Genomic DNA, 16,918 nt, shown 5'->3' with positions numbered 1-16,918 from the left:
AACACCAAATAGAAAATAACAGGGGCATGTTACCTAAGCGCTTTGTTTGACACTTTCTGATAATTCTTCAACTGTCTGAGGCCTTCCGTATAACCAACCTTGACCGAAACCAACGGACAGGTTGCGCAGTTCACTGGCCTGCTCACTGTTTTCTACGCCTTCGGCAATCAACTTAATCTCAAGGCCGTTGGCAATACCAACAATGTGGGGAATAAGGGATGAACGAATACTGTTCTCTTCCATTTCCATAACAAAGCTTCTATCAATTTTTAAGAAATCGCAGTTCATCGTCTTTAACTGACTAAGGTTTGAGTAGCCTACACCAAAATCATCAATAGCAAAGAGGAACCCCTTGCTCTTCAATGACTTAATATGCTTGATGGCACTGTGCGTTGAAATTTGCTCATCTTCAGTAATTTCCAGCACTAGCTTGAAATCTTTTGTATTAAGTGTGAGGGCAAAATCTAGGTCAAGGCAGTAATCTTGGTTAAAATCCATGGGAAATAAGTTAAATGAAACCTTAAACCCTTTAGGAATATCTTGATTTTTGGTGAGCTCAAGCATAGATTTCTCGATCATGTCTTGTGTAAACTCTCGGGTAATTCCTAATGCTTTAATTTGTGGAATAAACTCATCAGGATAAATCGCGCCTAATTCATCCTCGAAGCGACTTAATACCTCACACCCAATGACCTTACCAGATTCAAGGTCTACGAAAGGCTGGTACACACAGTAAAAACTCGATTTTGTTAGCCCTTTTTTTATTCGCGATTCAAGAGAGTGTTTATGCCGAAGATAATTAAACGTAAGTACATGAGAAAATGCAGCTGTCATTAGTGTGACTAGAAAGAGAAGAAGTAATTTACCAACGTGTAGATCGAACAGGCGATTCATGTCCGGGGCCACTTTCAGACAGGTAAGATAATAAACATCGTGGCATTTGATGAAATGAAGAGAAAAAAATGAATCACTTGATAACTCGCTCTCTGACACTGAGTTTTTAAGCAGCGTTTTATTGCCAGCCATGTGGTAAAATTTATCGCCGTTATAAAACAACTGCCAATCTAGAAAACGAGTGAAGCCGATAACATTTCCCATATCCAGAACGGCGTTATAACGCCCCCTTTTCACGACAGTACCCACCGCTTTTTCGTCGAACAAGGCGAGAGGGGTATTTATCCAGAAAATGTCGTCTTGAATCGTTACAAAGTCAGGTGCAGCGTCGGTGAACGGCACATCAAGAATACCAAGATAAGTACTGCAGCCAAGCGCATCATCTTCGTAAAAACCTATTTCTTTCACAAAGCGTGAACGAAATAAGATTTTTCTCATCGCAAATAAATGCTCGTTGCTACACTGGTTGAACGTTAATTCATTCACCCTATCCAACGTTGCAGAAGCATCTTGAAATACCACACCCACATTATTGAGAATTTCTAGCGCTCGTCTCTCCTCTTGCTCTTTGACAAATGAAAGCATAATTAAAAATAGGAGAAAAGTGACAATGATAGCGCTAACAAGCGACACGAGAACCGCTTTCGCTTTATCTGCAGTAATATGCTCATTTAGGGGCTTTTGGCTCATACTTTCACATGGATTTCAGTATTTTAAATATGAAAAGAATAGACTAGTTCTGGAAAAATAGCATTCCACTTTGGTCGTAAATAACTGACCAGCGTGCGGCCTAAAATAGCGAGATTATTTCTGAAGGATGGATATGTGATTGAAGCCTTGCATTGATGGCGGAGCGGACGGGACTCGAACCCGCGACCCCCGGCGTGACAGGCCGGTATTCTAACCAACTGAACTACCGCTCCACACAATGGGCTTACAAATATACTGTTAGCTTTACTTCAATGCTTAGCTTGCAGTTAATGGCGGAGCGGACGGGACTCGAACCCGCGACCCCCGGCGTGACAGGCCGGTATTCTAACCAACTGAACTACCGCTCCACATAACCGAGCTTACATTGTAAAACTAACTAGTAACTAAATGGCGGAGCGGACGGGACTCGAACCCGCGACCCCCGGCGTGACAGGCCGGTATTCTAACCAACTGAACTACCGCTCCGAAGACCTTTTAGTTATCTCATTGAAAGTGGCGGAGCGGACGGGACTCGAACCCGCGACCCCCGGCGTGACAGGCCGGTATTCTAACCAACTGAACTACCGCTCCACAATTTCAATGTTATCAGTGAGTTAAAAAGGTTGCTGTAACCCTGTGCCCTCACTGCGGCGCAGATAATACGTATTCCCCAATGTGGAGTCAATGCTTTTTATTAATAAAATTGTCATCTGCAGTTTGTTTGCCTGTTAAATAAACACAATGTCGAAATAAAATCCAAGATGGACAATTTTACGCCAGGACCAATACCTACAGGCCTAGCTTTCATCCTGTTTTTTCTTTTTAAACATCGCAAACAATTTCTTTATCCCTTTGGGGCTATCATCTAGGGTAAGATTGGACTCATCAGCAGCATTATCTTTGGCTTTTTTCTTAGGCTCTGCTTTTGAAGGCCTAGCTTTTGAAGGCTCAGCCTTTCCACGACTTCCCTTTTTCCGTTTTAAGATGATAATAACAGCGACAATAAGGCCAATGAGAATGATTGAACCGTTAATGACAATGATGAGAATTGTCAATGTGGCAGAATCCATATCGCCCTCAGGCGGCTTTTCCGCGGTTTCAAATGGCGTTTCAGTGTTGCTGGTAACCAATGGGGCGCTACCATCTACGATAGGGTCTTCGCCATATATTAGAGGGTCTTCTACCTCAGGCTCCGCTGGGCCCTGCCCTAAGAAGCTGTATTCTGGTACATCAAGAATAAAGTCTCGGCCATCTGTAGTGGTGCCATAAGCCGTAAGCTTTACGCGAAATACACCTTTTTCATAGGCAACAATTTGGTATTCCCTTGCGTCTGGTCCGCCTTCGGTAAGGGAAAAGTTTTGTGTATCCCCATTGGGAAAGCGCACCTTTCCATCTACCAACAAGGAATCAATTTGAACGAGCTCTCTGTCTACATCAATAAGCAGATTATGGTATCCGGAATCGTTTTCATTCATTACCACCGAAATGTCTACTGGGTTTTCGTGAAGTACTATTGGCGAGCCCTCTTGCTCACGAGTCATCATTGGCGTTATGACAGAAAAAACAGGCTTCCACTCTCCCGACGCAATTTTTAAATTAAATTGACCGGTAAAAATACCATCTCCAGGCCGCTCATCCATACCTAAGCCATCGTCTTCAAATGTGGCAACTAACTCGTCTACTGCACCAAAGTTGTTGTAGTTTGCATTATTGGTGCTTATAAATTCTATTTCCACATCCACAACGTTTCGAAACTCTGTGTTTTTTATTTCTTCTCCGCCATTTGTGAGATAGGCCGTAGACTTTAAAATCTCGCCAGAAAAAAGGATATTTGGAAGAGGATCGGCGGTTAGCTCTATATCAGAAACAACCATTATTCGGCTTTCTGGCAACACTTGCCCTACTGCTTGCCACGGACCGGGGACAGGGTTTTTAATGGTGATCATGTCGAAAGAATCGGAATCGAACCACTCAACTTTTTCTTCGTCTACCCTTCCTTGAAATAATTTAGAGCCATCGGGGCGAACCAGCACAACGGGTGCAGAACCGTATTTGCGAAAGAACACCATGGTGATCTCTTCAACGTTGTAGTCCACACGAAAACGATTTTGAAGCAACTGTATGGAATTGGTGTAATTATCTCCAAGCTCAGAGATAACAGAGGTGTCTACCGACTGCTTTGTGTCTTCCTCTGGCGTTACCGCACCATCAGCAGTTTGTAGTGCAAGATCTTGCTGCTCTCGCAACGATTGTGAAGAAGCGTTTGAACACCATGTACCCAAAAGGACAATTACGCAATAAATCCACACTCTCACGTTGCTATGCTCCTGCATTTAGTTATATCGGTTATCTACTGCTGGCTCGTCTTGATCACTGAGGCCGCCATATACAGCTACCACCCGCTTCCTCGACAATATTCAGTCGCGCTTCATGCTGTTCTAATTCATCGGCGCTGGCCTTGATAACCTTTAATTTATTTGCCGAACGCTCAATACGACGAAGTGCTGTAGCATCGGCATCACTGGTGCCGCTTGACGCCAATTTCAGTTTGGTCTGCCCACCTGTCATCAATAAATAAACATCGGCAAGAATTTCGGCATCAAGCAATGCACCGTGCAGCGTTCGATGACTGTTGTCTATACCGTAGCGCTTACACAAGGCATCAAGGTTATTTTTCTGCCCAGGGTGCATTTTTCTGGCAAGAGTGAGCGTATCCAGTACATCGCAGATTTTACTGGTAACCACACCCTTGGTTCGCGCTTCCATTTTGAATTCATGATCCATGAACCCAACGTCAAAGGGCGCGTTGTGAATCACCAATTGTGCACCTTTGATAAAATTCACGAAATCGTTTGCCACAGATGAAAACACCGGTTTATCCGCGAGAAACTCATTGGTAATACCATGTACTTCTATCGCTTCTTGCTCTATGTGACGACCGGGGTTGATGTAAGCGTGGAAGTGATTGCCGGTTAAACGACGGTTTACTACTTCAACACAGCCAATTTCAATGATTCTATGGCCTTCTTTAGGGTCAATACCCGTCGTCTCAGTATCTAAAACAATTTGGCGCATACATCCTCTGCTATTAATGTGTTTCTATTTTTTGATAGTATATCAAGGCCTTCGCTACAGGCTAAGGGAAATAGTTAAAATAAATGTATCAGTTCATTATATAAGAGCTGACAAAAGCTGAACTAAAGCTGATAGGCGCTTAACATAAAAAGAACACTTCTTGCCAAAAGCTGCGTTTAGTAATGCTGTAATGAGCGAGTACGTGATTAAAAAGCTGCAGTTACAACGCGTGCGGTGAAAAACATATGGGAAAAGAAGACATGACACAGAAAACCATAGATATTTTTACCGATGGCTCCTGTCTAGGTAATCCAGGACCAGGTGGGTATGGCGCTGTACTTATCTATAAAGGTCATAGGAAAGAATTAAGCGATGGCTTTGCACATACCACCAACAACAGAATGGAGCTACTGGCCCCCATTGAAGCGCTAAATTCTTTAACAGAAACCTGCAAAGTAGAACTCACCACCGATAGCCAATATGTTAAAAATGGGATTAATCAGTGGATCCATAACTGGCGCAAAAACGGCTGGAAAACATCAGACAAAAAGCCGGTGAAAAATGCAGATTTATGGAAGCGACTAGACGAAGCTGTGAAAAAGCATTCCGTTAACTGGCATTGGGTGAAGGGGCATTCAGGTCACCCAGAAAATGAACGATGCGACGTATTGGCAAGAACTGCGGCTGAATCTAAGCCAACGAAACCAGACGATGGTTTCGTTGCCAAATAGATTGCTTTAGGTTCAATTTACCAAGACACCACTATCTTGCCCTTTGTATCATTAGCTTCTAAACGGGCATGGGGCTGGCTGATGTCTTTAATGTTGTAATGGGTGTCGAGATTCACCACCAACTCACCTGTTTCAAACGCCGGCAAACAAACTGTGGCGAAATCACTAATAAGATTTGCTTTGTACCCATCGCTGCGATTGCGAAGGGTCGTTCCCGTGATAGTAGCGCGTTTACCGAGTAATAGTGCCATATCTAAATTATCAGCGTAGCGCCCGGCTAACATGGCAAGGTTAACGATAATGCCATCTTGTTTTATCACGCTAAGATTCTTATTGAGATAGTCTCCCCCAACCATATCAAGCACCATATCAATGCCTTCAGGCCATTCCCGTTTAATTTCGTCTGCAAATGAGTGTTTTTTATAGTTTATCAGTAGCTCTGCCCCATTCTCTTGGCACAAATTCAACTTTTCCTGAGCTGACGCCGTCACTGCACTGTGTACCCCCCAATAGCGACATAGCTGTGTAGCGGCCAGACCGACGCCGCTCGCGCCTCCATGGATAAGGGCATGCTGGGCGGGCTTCACATGAGCTATGCTTCGCAAACATTGAAAAGCGGTCAAAAAAACCTCAGCAAGCCCGGCTGCTTCAACAAAAGGCATGCCTTGAGGAATAGCCATTAAATGGGAAGGGTTAACGATAGCTTCTGTTGCGTATCCACCACCGGCGACGAGTCCAAACACGCGATCACCCTCTTTTACATTGGTGATGCCTGACGCCACTTCCGTTACGGTGCCTGCAACTTCTAATCCGAGTATTGGGCTTTCTCCCTGTGGAGCCGGATAGTGTCCCTGACGTTGTAATGTATCTGCGCGATTAACGCCAAAAGCGTTCACCGCCACTTTCACCATGTTATCGGGCAGCTTATAGGACTCTCTCTCTTTAACAACGAGTTCTGAGGGCGAACATCCTTTTTCAAAGTCTACGTAATACATTTTGCGCTCCTGTCAATAACCGCATCTGCGGATGTGACTTGTTTACGGGACTGCCAAGATTAAAGTTTAGTTAGCGCTTGACCTGCTGGCGTTGTCATCTCAATTTGTTTTTCACAACAGATATCGACACAAGGTAAGCTAAATTTCGGTATGATATTATTAGTATTGCGTGAGTGCGTGCGTGAGTGCGTGCGTGGCCGCTGCGAAGTTATTCGCGGGAGCATCCACGTGGATTTCCACGTAATTTTATCCACTTTTAACCTTTTTATATCTACTTTATTGAGTAAGAGAGCCTTCATGTCAGCACAAGTCATCCTTCAGCCTAATCGAGATAAATCGTTGCGTCGGCGCCACCCGTGGATTTTTGAAAGCGCGGTAGCTGAAGTAAAAGGTCGAGCAAAGCTTGGCGATACGGTGGATGTTTTTGACTCAGAAGGTGAATGGTTGGGACGCGGGGCTTATTCCCCAGAATCAAAAATTCGAATTCGTATGTGGACATTCAAAAAAGAGGAAAGCATCGACAACGGTTTTTTCATGCGCAGGTTGGAAACCGCGCTAGCCCTTCGCAAGCGCTTGTTTAATCCCGCAACAACGAATGCGTTCAGGTGGGTAGCGTCAGAGAGTGATGGCCTGCCTGGCATTACTATCGACTTATACGACAACGTGGCTGTGGTTCAACTGCTCAGTGCTGGTGGAGAAAAACACAGAAGCAAAATAGTGTGGGCAATCACGAAACTCCTTCCCGATGTGCATATCTATGAGCGCAGCGATGTAGATGTGCGCAAGAAAGAAGGGCTAGAGCCAGTGATGGGCGTATTACACGGCACACCGCCTAGCCAAGTTACCGTTTTAGAAAACGGCCTCAAGATTGTCGTTGATATTGAAAACGGCCACAAAACAGGGTTCTACCTCGACCAAAGAGACAGCCGAGCTGCCGCCGGCTATTATGCAAAAGATGCCGACGTATTAAACTGCTTTAGTTATACCGGCACCTTTTCATGTTACGCGCTAAAAGGCGGTGCCAAAACGGTTACCAACGTCGATGTGTCTCAACCCGCTCTAGACTTAGCGAAACACCACGTTGCTATTAACGAACTTGACGAAGATAAAGCGCATTACATCAATAAAGATGTTTTTAAAGCATTACGAGAATATCAAAGCGAAGGAAAGCAGTTTGATATGGTTATTCTCGACCCACCAAAGTTTGTCGATAACAAGGCCACCCTCAATCGCGCAGCCCGCGGCTACAAAGACATAAATATGTACGGCATTCATGCGGTGAGATCAGGGGGACTTCTACTGACGTTTAGTTGCTCAGGCCTGATGCCTGCAGATCTATTTCAAAAAATTGTTGCCGATGCCGCCCTTGATGCAGGTCGTACGATCAAAATTATTGCTAGGCTTAATCAAGCCTCTGACCACCCTATCATTGGCAGCTACCCTGAAGGGTATTACTTGAAAGGCCTGGTTTGTGAGGTCACTGACGACTAACGTATAACACGTTAGTCGCCGAACTTGATTCGCGTTTGCAACTGAGGCGCGAACGCTTGTCAAACGCCATTACGCTGTGTGGGGAAGCAGCAGTTGTGTGAGGCGAGTGGTGGCATAACATAAGGTTATGTTTTACCTTACGTTATGTTTGCCGCCATGTTTTACCTCAAAGTGCCACCTGAGACATACCACTGTCACTCACAGGCTTTTCCTCTAGCTTTTTCCACACCATTTCATGAAAGTAAAAAGCCACCGTATTCACTGCTGGCTCAACGAGTGCTACCAGAGAACCTACAACCATACTGCCCGTTAGTAAAAAGGCAACAGTAAATGCTACCGCAAAGTGCATAATGGCAAATGTTATTGTCTTTTTCACAATTGGCTCCTCAAATTCGCGTAAATTAGTTTCACTTAATTCGTGATGGCTAATATCTTAATGACTGATATCGTAATGAGAATTATTATCAATTGCAAGCAAGATTACTCACTCTTTTTCTATAACAAAGTAATCGCTTTTTTTAATCAAGACACAAAAAAACGGCGTAAGTCACAAAGTGACCTACGCCGTTTTTAAAAATCCAATAATAGCGCGCAACTGTTGTGTTGCAGCAGTACTTGCAAGCAACGCCTATATGCCTTTTGCTGTGCGGTGCTTTGTTCGTGCTAGCTAATTTGTGAAACCCAAGTCGTGAAACCTAGGTCATGCTATTTCATTTGAGTAATTTCAACACCGATGATACAACTTGCATCAGTTTCCGGCTCACACCGCACCACATTTGCAAGGGCTGCTAGTGATGGTATCTGTGAACTAGAGGACTCTATGGCAACACTAATCTGCGTTCCCACCTCGATAGCGGGTTCATCAACCTCTAAAGACATGCCCGTTGCGCTTATATCCCTACACATCGCCTGCATCGTCCGGCTAGACTCATCGTCGGTAACCTGTAATTGACACGGCGAGTTGACCATCATCCTGAAAAAATTACGCTTGTCGTCGTATCCTAGCATGCCTACTTCCTCTGATTTTTAGCTCACGCTTACTACCCTCTTTCTGTTATAGATTGAGGATAATCACTTGTCAAACCAAGTGATTAAATTATGTATACATACAGTGTGTAATAGCAAGAATTAAAAATCGTCTAAGAACAAGGTAATACGTTTCGCCGATATGGGATAAGCGGTACCAAGCTGTTGTGCAAACAAAGAGACTCTTAATTCTTCAATCATCCACCGCGCATCATCAAGAGACTCAGGTACCTTTCCCTTCGGATATTTACTGCGAGTCTTTTCCCATTCGTTAATACTTTTTTCAATGGTCAATTGATGCATTCTGTCTTTGTTAGGATCGATAGGCAGTTTTTCTAATCTACGTGAGAGACCTTTAATATATCGGTTCCAATCGTCTAACCTACCCTCACCAATATGCGAGGCAAACCCAGGATATACTAACGACGCTAAGTGAGCCTTACAATCGCCTAATGCGTTAATCATTGTAAGGGGCACGTTGCCCTTCATTTGCTTTTGACATTGATGGGCAAGCGTAAGCCCCTGCTCTACTTGCTTAGCAATATCGAGCACTCTGTCATTTATGTCAGCCCTGACTTTGTCAACACAGGCTTCAAAGTCTGCCTTTTTTCTAATATCAGTATTATGCGCTTTGCAATAATCAGACACCAAAGCGTCGATCCCCGCAAAAATACAGTCATCGATGAGCGCTTTAACATGACCAAAAGGATTAAAGTAAAGACCCAGCTTTGCTTTATTCGGCAGCTTATTTTGTAAGTAATTCAATGGAGAAGGCATGGCGTTTTTGATTAAAACGTTTACGCCTTGTCGATGTTCAAGTACAGCCTTATCGGCTTCATCAACAAGGGCAATATCTACTTTGTCACCCCGTCTTACCAGCGCTGGGAACGCCTGTACTTCAAAGCCTCCCACCTTTTGCACAAATGTTTCAGGAATGCTCTCAAAATCCCACTGCTCAATATCGCTTCGTTCTAAATCAGGCGTAGCGGCTTTCTCGAACGTCTTTTGCACTTGTCCTGCACACTGCTGTTTCAGCGCGTGCAAATCATCACCAACCGCAATATTTTCATTGTTGTCATTGGTTACTGCAAAATGCATCTTTAGGTGCTTGTCTAGTTGCTCGAAGTTCCAATCTTCTGGCTCAATCACAACTCCTGTCATTTTGCGCAATTTATCAGCCACTGCATCTACTATTTGCACAGGCCGATTGTTTTTATCTGTTTCACTTATATCCGCAAGGCAAGCATCTGCAAAATTAGGCGCAGGAACAAAATTTCGACGCAAACGTTTGGGCAAGGTTTTTATCATTCCCACAATAAGCTCGTGCCTTAGCCCCGGCACTAACCAATCAAAGCCAACATCGTCGACTTGGTTCAGAACGGGCAGCGGAATAAGAACAGTGACACCATCGTCTTCAGCGTTCGGTTCAAAGTTATAGCGAAGGGGCAACGTGACGTTACCTTGTCGCCAAATATCAGGGAACGCATTGGCAACCGACTGCCCAGGCTGCTGACGATAAACATCCTCTTCACTAAACGTTAGGTTTTCATTTTTACCATGCTGTCTAAACCATTTTTTAAACGCCGCATCGTTATTTGCCTCAATGGGAACACGCTGAGCATAAAAGTGTGCAAGCTCTTCATCGTCGACTATCAAATCTCGGCGTCGAGTTTTTTGCTCAAATTCGTCTGCCTGTTCAAGTAATGCTTGGTTTTCCTGTAGAAATTGATAATTGATTTTCGTATTGCCCGCCACCAGCGCTTCGCGAATAAATAGCTCATGGCAAATAGCGGGGTCAATAAGGCTGTACACTTTCGCTCGTTTCATCACAATTGGCAGCCCAAAAAGCGTTACCTTTTCAAAGGCAATAACGGCGCCTCTCTTTTTGGACCAGTGGGGCTCTGAATAGCTACTTTGCGTCACGTGTGTGGCAAGGGGCTCTATCCAAGACGGCTCGATTTTGGCAACCATACGGCCAAACAGCTTTGATGTTTCTACTAGCTCCGCCGCCATTATCCATTTAGGTTGTGCTTTTGCTAAACCCGAGCCCGGAAAGATCATAAACTTGGTATTTCGAGAGCCTAAATACTCTCGGTCTTTGTCCTTAAAGCCCAGATGAGATAGAAGACCACTGGCAATAGCTTGGTGAATAGCTTGGTAGTCGGCCTCTTGACTGCTAATGCCAAACCCTAATTCGGCTATGGATTTTTTCAGTTGGCTGACAATGTCCTGCCACTCTCTCATACGCAGATAGTTGATAAACCGCGTTTTACACCATTTCCTAAGCTGGTTTTGAGTAAGGTTATTTTGCTGCTCTTTAAAACCTAACCACAGGTTAAGAAGGCTGATAAAGTCTGAGTCTTTATCTGCAAACTCACTGTGACTTTCATCCGCTTGTTGGCGCTTTTCTTGCGGCCGCTCTCGCGGGTCTTGTATAGAGAGGCCTGCAGCGATAACCATGACTTCACTGAGCGCATTAGTACTGTCTGCTTCAATCACCATTCGCGCATAGCGAGGGTCGATAGGGAGCCGCGCAATGCTTCTTCCCATTTTCGTTAGCTGCATTTTGTCTTTGTGTTTTGCAATTGCTTGAATTTCTTCTAGCAGCCTAAAGCCGTCATTGATATTGCGGTTATCTGGGGGCTGCACAAAGGGAAAAGCAGCAATATCACCTAAACCTAAGGCCAGCATTTGCAAAATGACTGACGCTAAGTTAGTTCGCAATATTTCTGGGTCCGTAAACTCAGGGCGGCCCAAGTAATCGTCTTCACTGTAAAGCCGAATACAAATACCGTCAGATACACGACCACAGCGCCCTGCCCGCTGATTCGCCGATGCTTGAGAAATTGGCTCTATGGGTAATCGCTGCACTTTACTGCGGGCGCTATAGCGAGAAATACGTGCAAAGCCAGGGTCAATAACATATTTAATGCCGGGCACAGTCAGAGAGGTTTCCGCTACGTTGGTAGCGAGTACAATCCGTCTTCCACTGTGAGACTGAAATATTCGATTTTGCTCTGAAGCCGATAAGCGCGCATACAGGGGCACCACTTCGGTGTTGCGGTAATGCTGTTTACTCAGGGCATCTTGAGTGTCGCGTATTTCCCGCTCACCGCTAAGAAACACCAATATATCACCTGGCGCTTCGCCCATAAGCTCATCGACAGCGTGGATAATTGCATCAGTTTGCTCCACTTCGTTGTCAGCATCTTCATTGGAGCGATAGCGAACCTCTACAGGATACGTTCTGCCGCTTACCTCGATAATAGGCGCATTATTAAAGTGCTCAGAGAAGCGCTCAGGATCGATGGTTGCAGAGGTAATGATTAGCTTTAGATCTGGGCGCTTATCTAGCAGCTGACGTAAATAGCCGAGTAAGAAGTCAATGTTGAGGCTTCGCTCATGGGCTTCATCAATAATAATGGTGTCATACTGATTTAAGAATCTGTCTTGCTGCATTTCAGCTAGCAGCATGCCGTCGGTCATCAGCTTTACGTAGCTTCGCTCACTCACTTGATCGCTGAAGCGTATTTTAAACCCTACTTTCTCCCCAAGAGGCGTGTTCAATTCCTCAGCGATACGCGTGGCTACGCTTCGCGCGGCAAGTCGTCTTGGCTGTGTGTGAGCAATCATTCCGTCTACACCGCGGCCTAACTCTAAACAGATTTTAGGCAGCTGTGTGGTCTTTCCCGAGCCTGTTTCACCTGCAACAATAACAACTTGGTTATTCGCAATAGCGTCCTTTATATCCTCTCTCTTGTCACTAACAGGAAGCGGTGGATATTCAACCGTTGGTAAGTTGGCTTTTCTCTGAGCTTTTTTCTCAGCAGAGCGTGCAATGTCATTCTCTAGTTTTTCAAATTGCTGCAGCAGTTTTTCATTATTGTGTTCATTGCCTTTTGAAACAACTTTACCGTCAGATGCAGACTTGGTTTCAGGAGCGGCTTTGCCGTCAGATATAGTATTGGCTTTTGAAGAGGCCTTGGTTTCAGGTGTCTTGGTTTCAGGTGCCTTGGTTTCAGATGCTTTGAGGGCTTGAACGAGCTGAGTAATACGTCGCTTCAATCGAAATTTATCAGCGGTAAGGCAAGCGTCAAGTTTTTGATAAAGCGGTTTTATTGCAATGGGTGAAGACAAACTAACATCCTACGGAAAATGACTTTAGAGCGTAAAATTTGAATATTGGCTACTAGTACGAGAATTCAAGGCGTCTGGGTTAACTCATCACCCTGTGGTTCACTGAAGCGAGGAAAACCAAGGCTAATTGCCGCAATCCCAAAAACAAAAATCAACATGGGATACCAACAATAAGGGGTAATGGCTAAAGGAGAAATCCCCACTACTGCCGCAGCACTAAGAAGCTGGGCACCATAAGGCACAAGCCCCTGAAAGCTGCATGAAAATATGTCAAGTAACGACGCGGTTCGACGAGGGTCTACTCCATATTTTTCGTTTAAATCTTTGGCAATAGGCCCCGCGGTTACAATAGCAATAGTATTGTTCGCTGTGGTTATATCCAAAAAGCTGACTAAACCAGCAATACTAAACTCAGCCCCTCTTTTGGTGGTGACGCGCCGTGTTAATCTTTGTATAAGCCACGTTATGCCGCCATTAGCATGCATTAATGCCACAATGCCGCCAATAGTGATAGCTATCATCGCTAAGTCTTGCATCCACCCCATCCCTTTTTGAATGCTTTGCATCATCGACAGTAAACTAAAACTATCTTGGGCAAGACCAACTAAACAAGCACTGGCAATACCAATAGCCAGAACACTGATGACGTTAAAACCACTAAGCGCAAAAGCGATAATGCACAGATACGGTAAAATTCGCCAAAAATCATAGCTTTCTGCTTGCACAATACCCGATGTGTCCACATCAACAAATAGAAGTAACATCATTGTCACGATACATGCAGGCAGAGCCACCATAAGGTTTGCGCGAAACTTATCTTTTAGCTGCACTCCTTGGGTTCTGGTTGCCGCAATAGTGGTATCTGACACAAACGAGAGGTTATCACCGAACATAGCTCCACCAACAACAATTCCCAGTGCCATTTCAATAGGAAGCCCGAGATTAGTAGCAAGGCCCGCGCCTATAGGTGATAGCGCGGTTATCGTTCCCATCGAGGTGCCCATTGCAAAAGAAATAAAGCAACAAATTAGAAATAAGCCCGGCAAAATGAGTGACGACGGTACAAACTGCAGCGCCATGTTTACTGTTGCATCACGGGCACCAATATCAATCGTGACCGCATAAAATGCCCCCGCCAGGAGGAAGATGAGGACCAGCAAGATGATATTCTTATCGCCACCGCCTTTACAAAAAGTTTGGACTTTCTCAGAAAAGCTCACTTTTTCATTCTTGGGGTTTAGACAAAGGCCGTATCCAGCGCTGATAAAAAACGCAACTAAAATAGGCATTGAAGTGATGTCATTGGTCGTTACACCCGTCACAACAACAAGAACAACAAAAAGAAGAATGGGCGTTAACCCTATTGGATTTGGCGCGACAGAATTAGTTAGATGCACAGGAACTCGTTTATGTTTCGTCAAATTTCATTAGGTGGAGAGGATAAAAGGTTTTGATTATATTGCAAAAGAAAATTAAAGACCTGATGGGCTTTCAATTTATCACTCACGTGTTCTGTGCATTAAAGGGGCGCAATGAAAAAGAGGGAATTAGACAGATTGCAGTATTACTTAGCGTATTGACCTTGTCCCTTTAAGATACCCTCTCCAATATCGGTAAAAAGAGACAAAGCCAATGCATTTGGTTAAACCGCGTGTCGATAGCCATCATTTAACTGAACATCAATGGCTTTTAACACCGACGTTCTATTAATGCATCCCAACAATATGCCGTCATCATCTACCACAGGATAGACTTTAGGTTTTTGTTTCAAAAATAATTCCCCTAATTCAATCACTGACATATAGGGTTTTACGGAGAGTACCGGTGCTTTCATAATATCGCCCACCCGACATATCTGCTCTCGGTAATAGCTAGACGCAATCATTGTAGCAATGCAATCTTGCTCGGATAAAAACCCTATGACTCTACCTTTTATATCGAGCACCGGACCTCCGCTTTGTTGGGTGGATAATAGTGCTTCTACAGCCTGCGCAACTGGCATCTCAGCGTTCAGCTTTACTGGATGCGTATTCATATAATCACTGACTTGCAACGATTCCATTTTTGTTCTCCAGCCGACGCGCCTATTAGCAGTTAAATCGTAAAAGAATAAGCGATGCGACATTTTCATTATTATAAAAATCCGTGAAAGCGACATTCCCTCACCGTTTTAGCGTAGACCGAGAAATTAGCTCAAGCCAGCTGATTTAACAAAATTTTTACAGTAATGATGTGCAACCTGTAAAAATACGGATAAGCTCGTTTCTTCTCACCGACGTTTGATGCTTTTTACAACCAAAATAATGTCACTGATAAAAGCTTAAAACGTAACAGGATAGAAATTTGGCGCTGGCCGTATCCCAGTGTAAACTGCAACACAAATTTAAGGGAACATTTCGGTGGTTATGCAAACACCTACTTTTTTATGGCACGACTTTGAAACTTTCGGCACAAACACCCATAAGGACTTACCCTGTCAATTTGCCGCGGTACGTACCGACGAAAACTTAAACATTGTGGGCAAGCCCATTAATATAATGAGCGCCATAGCCAATGACTATCTTCCCCACCCTGAAGCCTGCTTGGTAACTGGAATTACGCCGCAGCAAACATTGCGCGACGGCTCCAACGAGGCTGACTTTGCTGCGAAAATTTATCAGGAAATGTCCACGCCCAACACATGTAGCGTTGGATATAACAGTATTCGTTTTGATGACGAAGTTGCTCGCTTTTTGTTTTATCGCAACTTTTACGAACCGTACTCAAGAGAATGGAGAAACGGTAATAGCCGCTGGGACATCATCGACCTAGCGCGGGCGTGTTATGCGCTTCGCCCTGAAGGTATTGTATGGCCTGAACGGGATGACGGCTCACCAAGCTTTAAACTTGAACTACTCACCGAAGCTAACGGCCTTGAGCACGGTAACGCCCACGACGCATTAAGTGATGTTTACGCTACCATTGCCCTTGCAAAGCTAATAAAAGAAAAACAGCCAAGATTGTTTGATTACGCCTTTTCTCTTCGCAGTAAACACGCGGTAATGCAGCAGATCGATCTCTCTAAGCCATCAGTATTGCTTCACATTTCTTCCAAGCTACCTGCCGTTCAAGGCTGCTGTACATGGATAATGCCTATTGCCAAGCATCCCAAAAACGGTAATGGATTTATTACCGTCGATTTATCTCACGATGTTGATAGTTTACTGAACGACACGCCTGAAGAGATAAAACAAAAACTTTATGCTCCAGCGGAGCAATTTACTAGCAAACAAGAACGCCCTGGTATTAAGGTTATTCATGCAAATCGCTCTCCGTTCATTACTACCGCGAAAGCCATGTCTGAAGAGAACGCAGAGCGTTTAGGCCTCAACCGCGAGCGCTGTCTAGATAACTACAGAAAAATTGCGGCAAACCCCGAGATAGCGCAAAAGCTAGTGGCACTGTATGACATTGAGGAAGAGCATGATGAGCAGGATATCGACCATGCGCTTTATAGTGGTGGCTTTTTAAGCGAGGAAGATAGACGCTGGTGCGAGCAAGTTATTGAGTCTCGGCCAGAAAACTTGATAGCTATTGCTGATAATACCCAACATCAGGGTTTACGGGCGCTTCTTTTTAGATATCGCGCTAGAAACTTTCCAAATACGCTTACCGCTGATGAGATGACACGATGGCAGCGTCATCGCCACGCCCGTTTAACCGATATATCGTCAAACGGTTCTATCACCTTAGACTCCTATTTGGTTAAACTCGAACAACTTGCCCACGAGTATAGTGATAACCCTGACAAGCAGGCAATTTTGCGTGCGTTGTATCAATACGCTGAAAACCTTTGACGCAAAGCCACTATCAGAATAAATTGTTGGGTACAACGAAATA

Annotated in this window: 13 protein-coding genes and 4 tRNA genes; 4 read left to right on the top strand and 13 right to left on the bottom strand. The window is 44.4% G+C overall.

Annotation, left to right across the window (positions count from 1 at the left end; translation table 11 throughout):
• Window positions 1-33: 33 nt before the first annotated feature.
• From V7R39_RS05170 to dnaQ, 7 genes are all read right to left on the bottom strand, one after another.
• On the bottom strand, window positions 34-1,584 hold the full coding sequence (locus tag V7R39_RS05170) for an EAL domain-containing protein (protein WP_334028873.1): 1,551 nt from the start codon (window positions 1,582-1,584) through the stop codon (window positions 34-36).
• 156 nt (window positions 1,585-1,740) lie between these two features.
• A tRNA-Asp gene (locus tag V7R39_RS05165) sits at window positions 1,741-1,817 on the bottom strand.
• 58 nt (window positions 1,818-1,875) lie between these two features.
• Window positions 1,876-1,952 (bottom strand) — tRNA-Asp (locus V7R39_RS05160).
• A 41-nt stretch (window positions 1,953-1,993) separates the two neighbouring features.
• Window positions 1,994-2,070: transfer RNA gene (locus tag V7R39_RS05155), tRNA-Asp, on the bottom strand.
• Window positions 2,071-2,098: 28 nt separating this feature from the next.
• Window positions 2,099-2,175, bottom strand: a tRNA-Asp gene (locus V7R39_RS05150).
• A 206-nt stretch (window positions 2,176-2,381) separates the two neighbouring features.
• Complete coding sequence (locus V7R39_RS05145) at window positions 2,382-3,899, bottom strand: TIGR03503 family protein (RefSeq protein ID WP_438823511.1); 1,518 nt, start codon at window positions 3,897-3,899, stop codon at window positions 2,382-2,384.
• A 55-nt stretch (window positions 3,900-3,954) separates the two neighbouring features.
• Window positions 3,955-4,659: a DNA polymerase III subunit epsilon gene (gene dnaQ, locus V7R39_RS05140; protein WP_334028869.1), complete on the bottom strand. Its 705-nt coding sequence runs from the start codon at window positions 4,657-4,659 to the stop codon at window positions 3,955-3,957.
• A 260-nt stretch (window positions 4,660-4,919) separates the two neighbouring features.
• Between dnaQ and rnhA the strand changes: the two genes are divergently transcribed.
• On the top strand, window positions 4,920-5,390 hold the full coding sequence (gene rnhA / locus V7R39_RS05135; RefSeq protein WP_032095875.1) for a ribonuclease HI: 471 nt from the start codon (window positions 4,920-4,922) through the stop codon (window positions 5,388-5,390).
• A 17-nt stretch (window positions 5,391-5,407) separates the two neighbouring features.
• Here rnhA and V7R39_RS05130 read toward each other — a convergent pair whose 3' ends face one another.
• Window positions 5,408-6,385, bottom strand: coding sequence for an NAD(P)H-quinone oxidoreductase (locus V7R39_RS05130; protein WP_334028865.1), 978 nt, complete (start codon window positions 6,383-6,385; stop codon window positions 5,408-5,410).
• 297 nt (window positions 6,386-6,682) lie between these two features.
• Between V7R39_RS05130 and V7R39_RS05125 the strand changes: the two genes are divergently transcribed.
• Window positions 6,683-7,876: a class I SAM-dependent rRNA methyltransferase gene (locus V7R39_RS05125; protein WP_334028863.1), complete on the top strand. Its 1,194-nt coding sequence runs from the start codon at window positions 6,683-6,685 to the stop codon at window positions 7,874-7,876.
• Window positions 7,877-8,042: 166 nt separating this feature from the next.
• Here V7R39_RS05125 and V7R39_RS05120 read toward each other — a convergent pair whose 3' ends face one another.
• The 4 genes from V7R39_RS05120 to V7R39_RS05105 form a co-directional block, all read right to left on the bottom strand.
• On the bottom strand, window positions 8,043-8,252 hold the full coding sequence (locus V7R39_RS05120) for a DUF2061 domain-containing protein (RefSeq protein WP_334028861.1): 210 nt from the start codon (window positions 8,250-8,252) through the stop codon (window positions 8,043-8,045).
• 329 nt (window positions 8,253-8,581) lie between these two features.
• On the bottom strand, window positions 8,582-8,884 hold the full coding sequence (locus V7R39_RS05115) for a PilZ domain-containing protein (RefSeq protein WP_163107205.1): 303 nt from the start codon (window positions 8,882-8,884) through the stop codon (window positions 8,582-8,584).
• A gap of 120 nt (window positions 8,885-9,004) precedes the next feature.
• Window positions 9,005-13,039 carry an ATP-dependent RNA helicase HrpA gene (gene hrpA / locus V7R39_RS05110; protein WP_334028856.1) on the bottom strand — a complete coding sequence of 1,345 codons (4,035 nt, stop codon included), beginning with the start codon at window positions 13,037-13,039 and terminating at the stop codon, window positions 9,005-9,007.
• A 65-nt stretch (window positions 13,040-13,104) separates the two neighbouring features.
• Window positions 13,105-14,436, bottom strand: a complete 1,332-nt coding sequence (locus V7R39_RS05105; protein ID WP_334028855.1) for a Na+/H+ antiporter NhaC family protein — start codon at window positions 14,434-14,436, stop codon at window positions 13,105-13,107.
• Window positions 14,437-14,489: 53 nt separating this feature from the next.
• Between V7R39_RS05105 and V7R39_RS05100 the strand changes: the two genes are divergently transcribed.
• Window positions 14,490-14,633, top strand: coding sequence for a hypothetical protein (locus tag V7R39_RS05100; RefSeq protein ID WP_334028853.1), 144 nt, complete (start codon window positions 14,490-14,492; stop codon window positions 14,631-14,633).
• Window positions 14,634-14,681: 48 nt separating this feature from the next.
• Here the strand turns inward: V7R39_RS05100 and V7R39_RS05095 are convergent, their stop codons facing one another.
• A complete protein-coding gene (locus tag V7R39_RS05095; RefSeq protein ID WP_334028851.1) occupies window positions 14,682-15,101 on the bottom strand; it encodes a CBS domain-containing protein in 420 nt (139 codons plus the stop codon).
• A gap of 343 nt (window positions 15,102-15,444) precedes the next feature.
• Here V7R39_RS05095 and sbcB point away from each other — a divergent pair, with 343 nt between their 5' ends.
• Window positions 15,445-16,875, top strand: a complete 1,431-nt coding sequence (sbcB, locus tag V7R39_RS05090; protein ID WP_334028848.1) for an exodeoxyribonuclease I — start codon at window positions 15,445-15,447, stop codon at window positions 16,873-16,875.
• Window positions 16,876-16,918: the final 43 nt, after the last annotated feature.

This window comes from Alteromonas sp. P256 (assembly GCF_036864455.1).
Lineage (GTDB): Bacteria > Pseudomonadota > Gammaproteobacteria > Enterobacterales > Alteromonadaceae > Alteromonas.
Note: the sequence above shows the minus strand (reverse complement) of the source record. Positions and strands in the feature narration are given on the sequence as shown.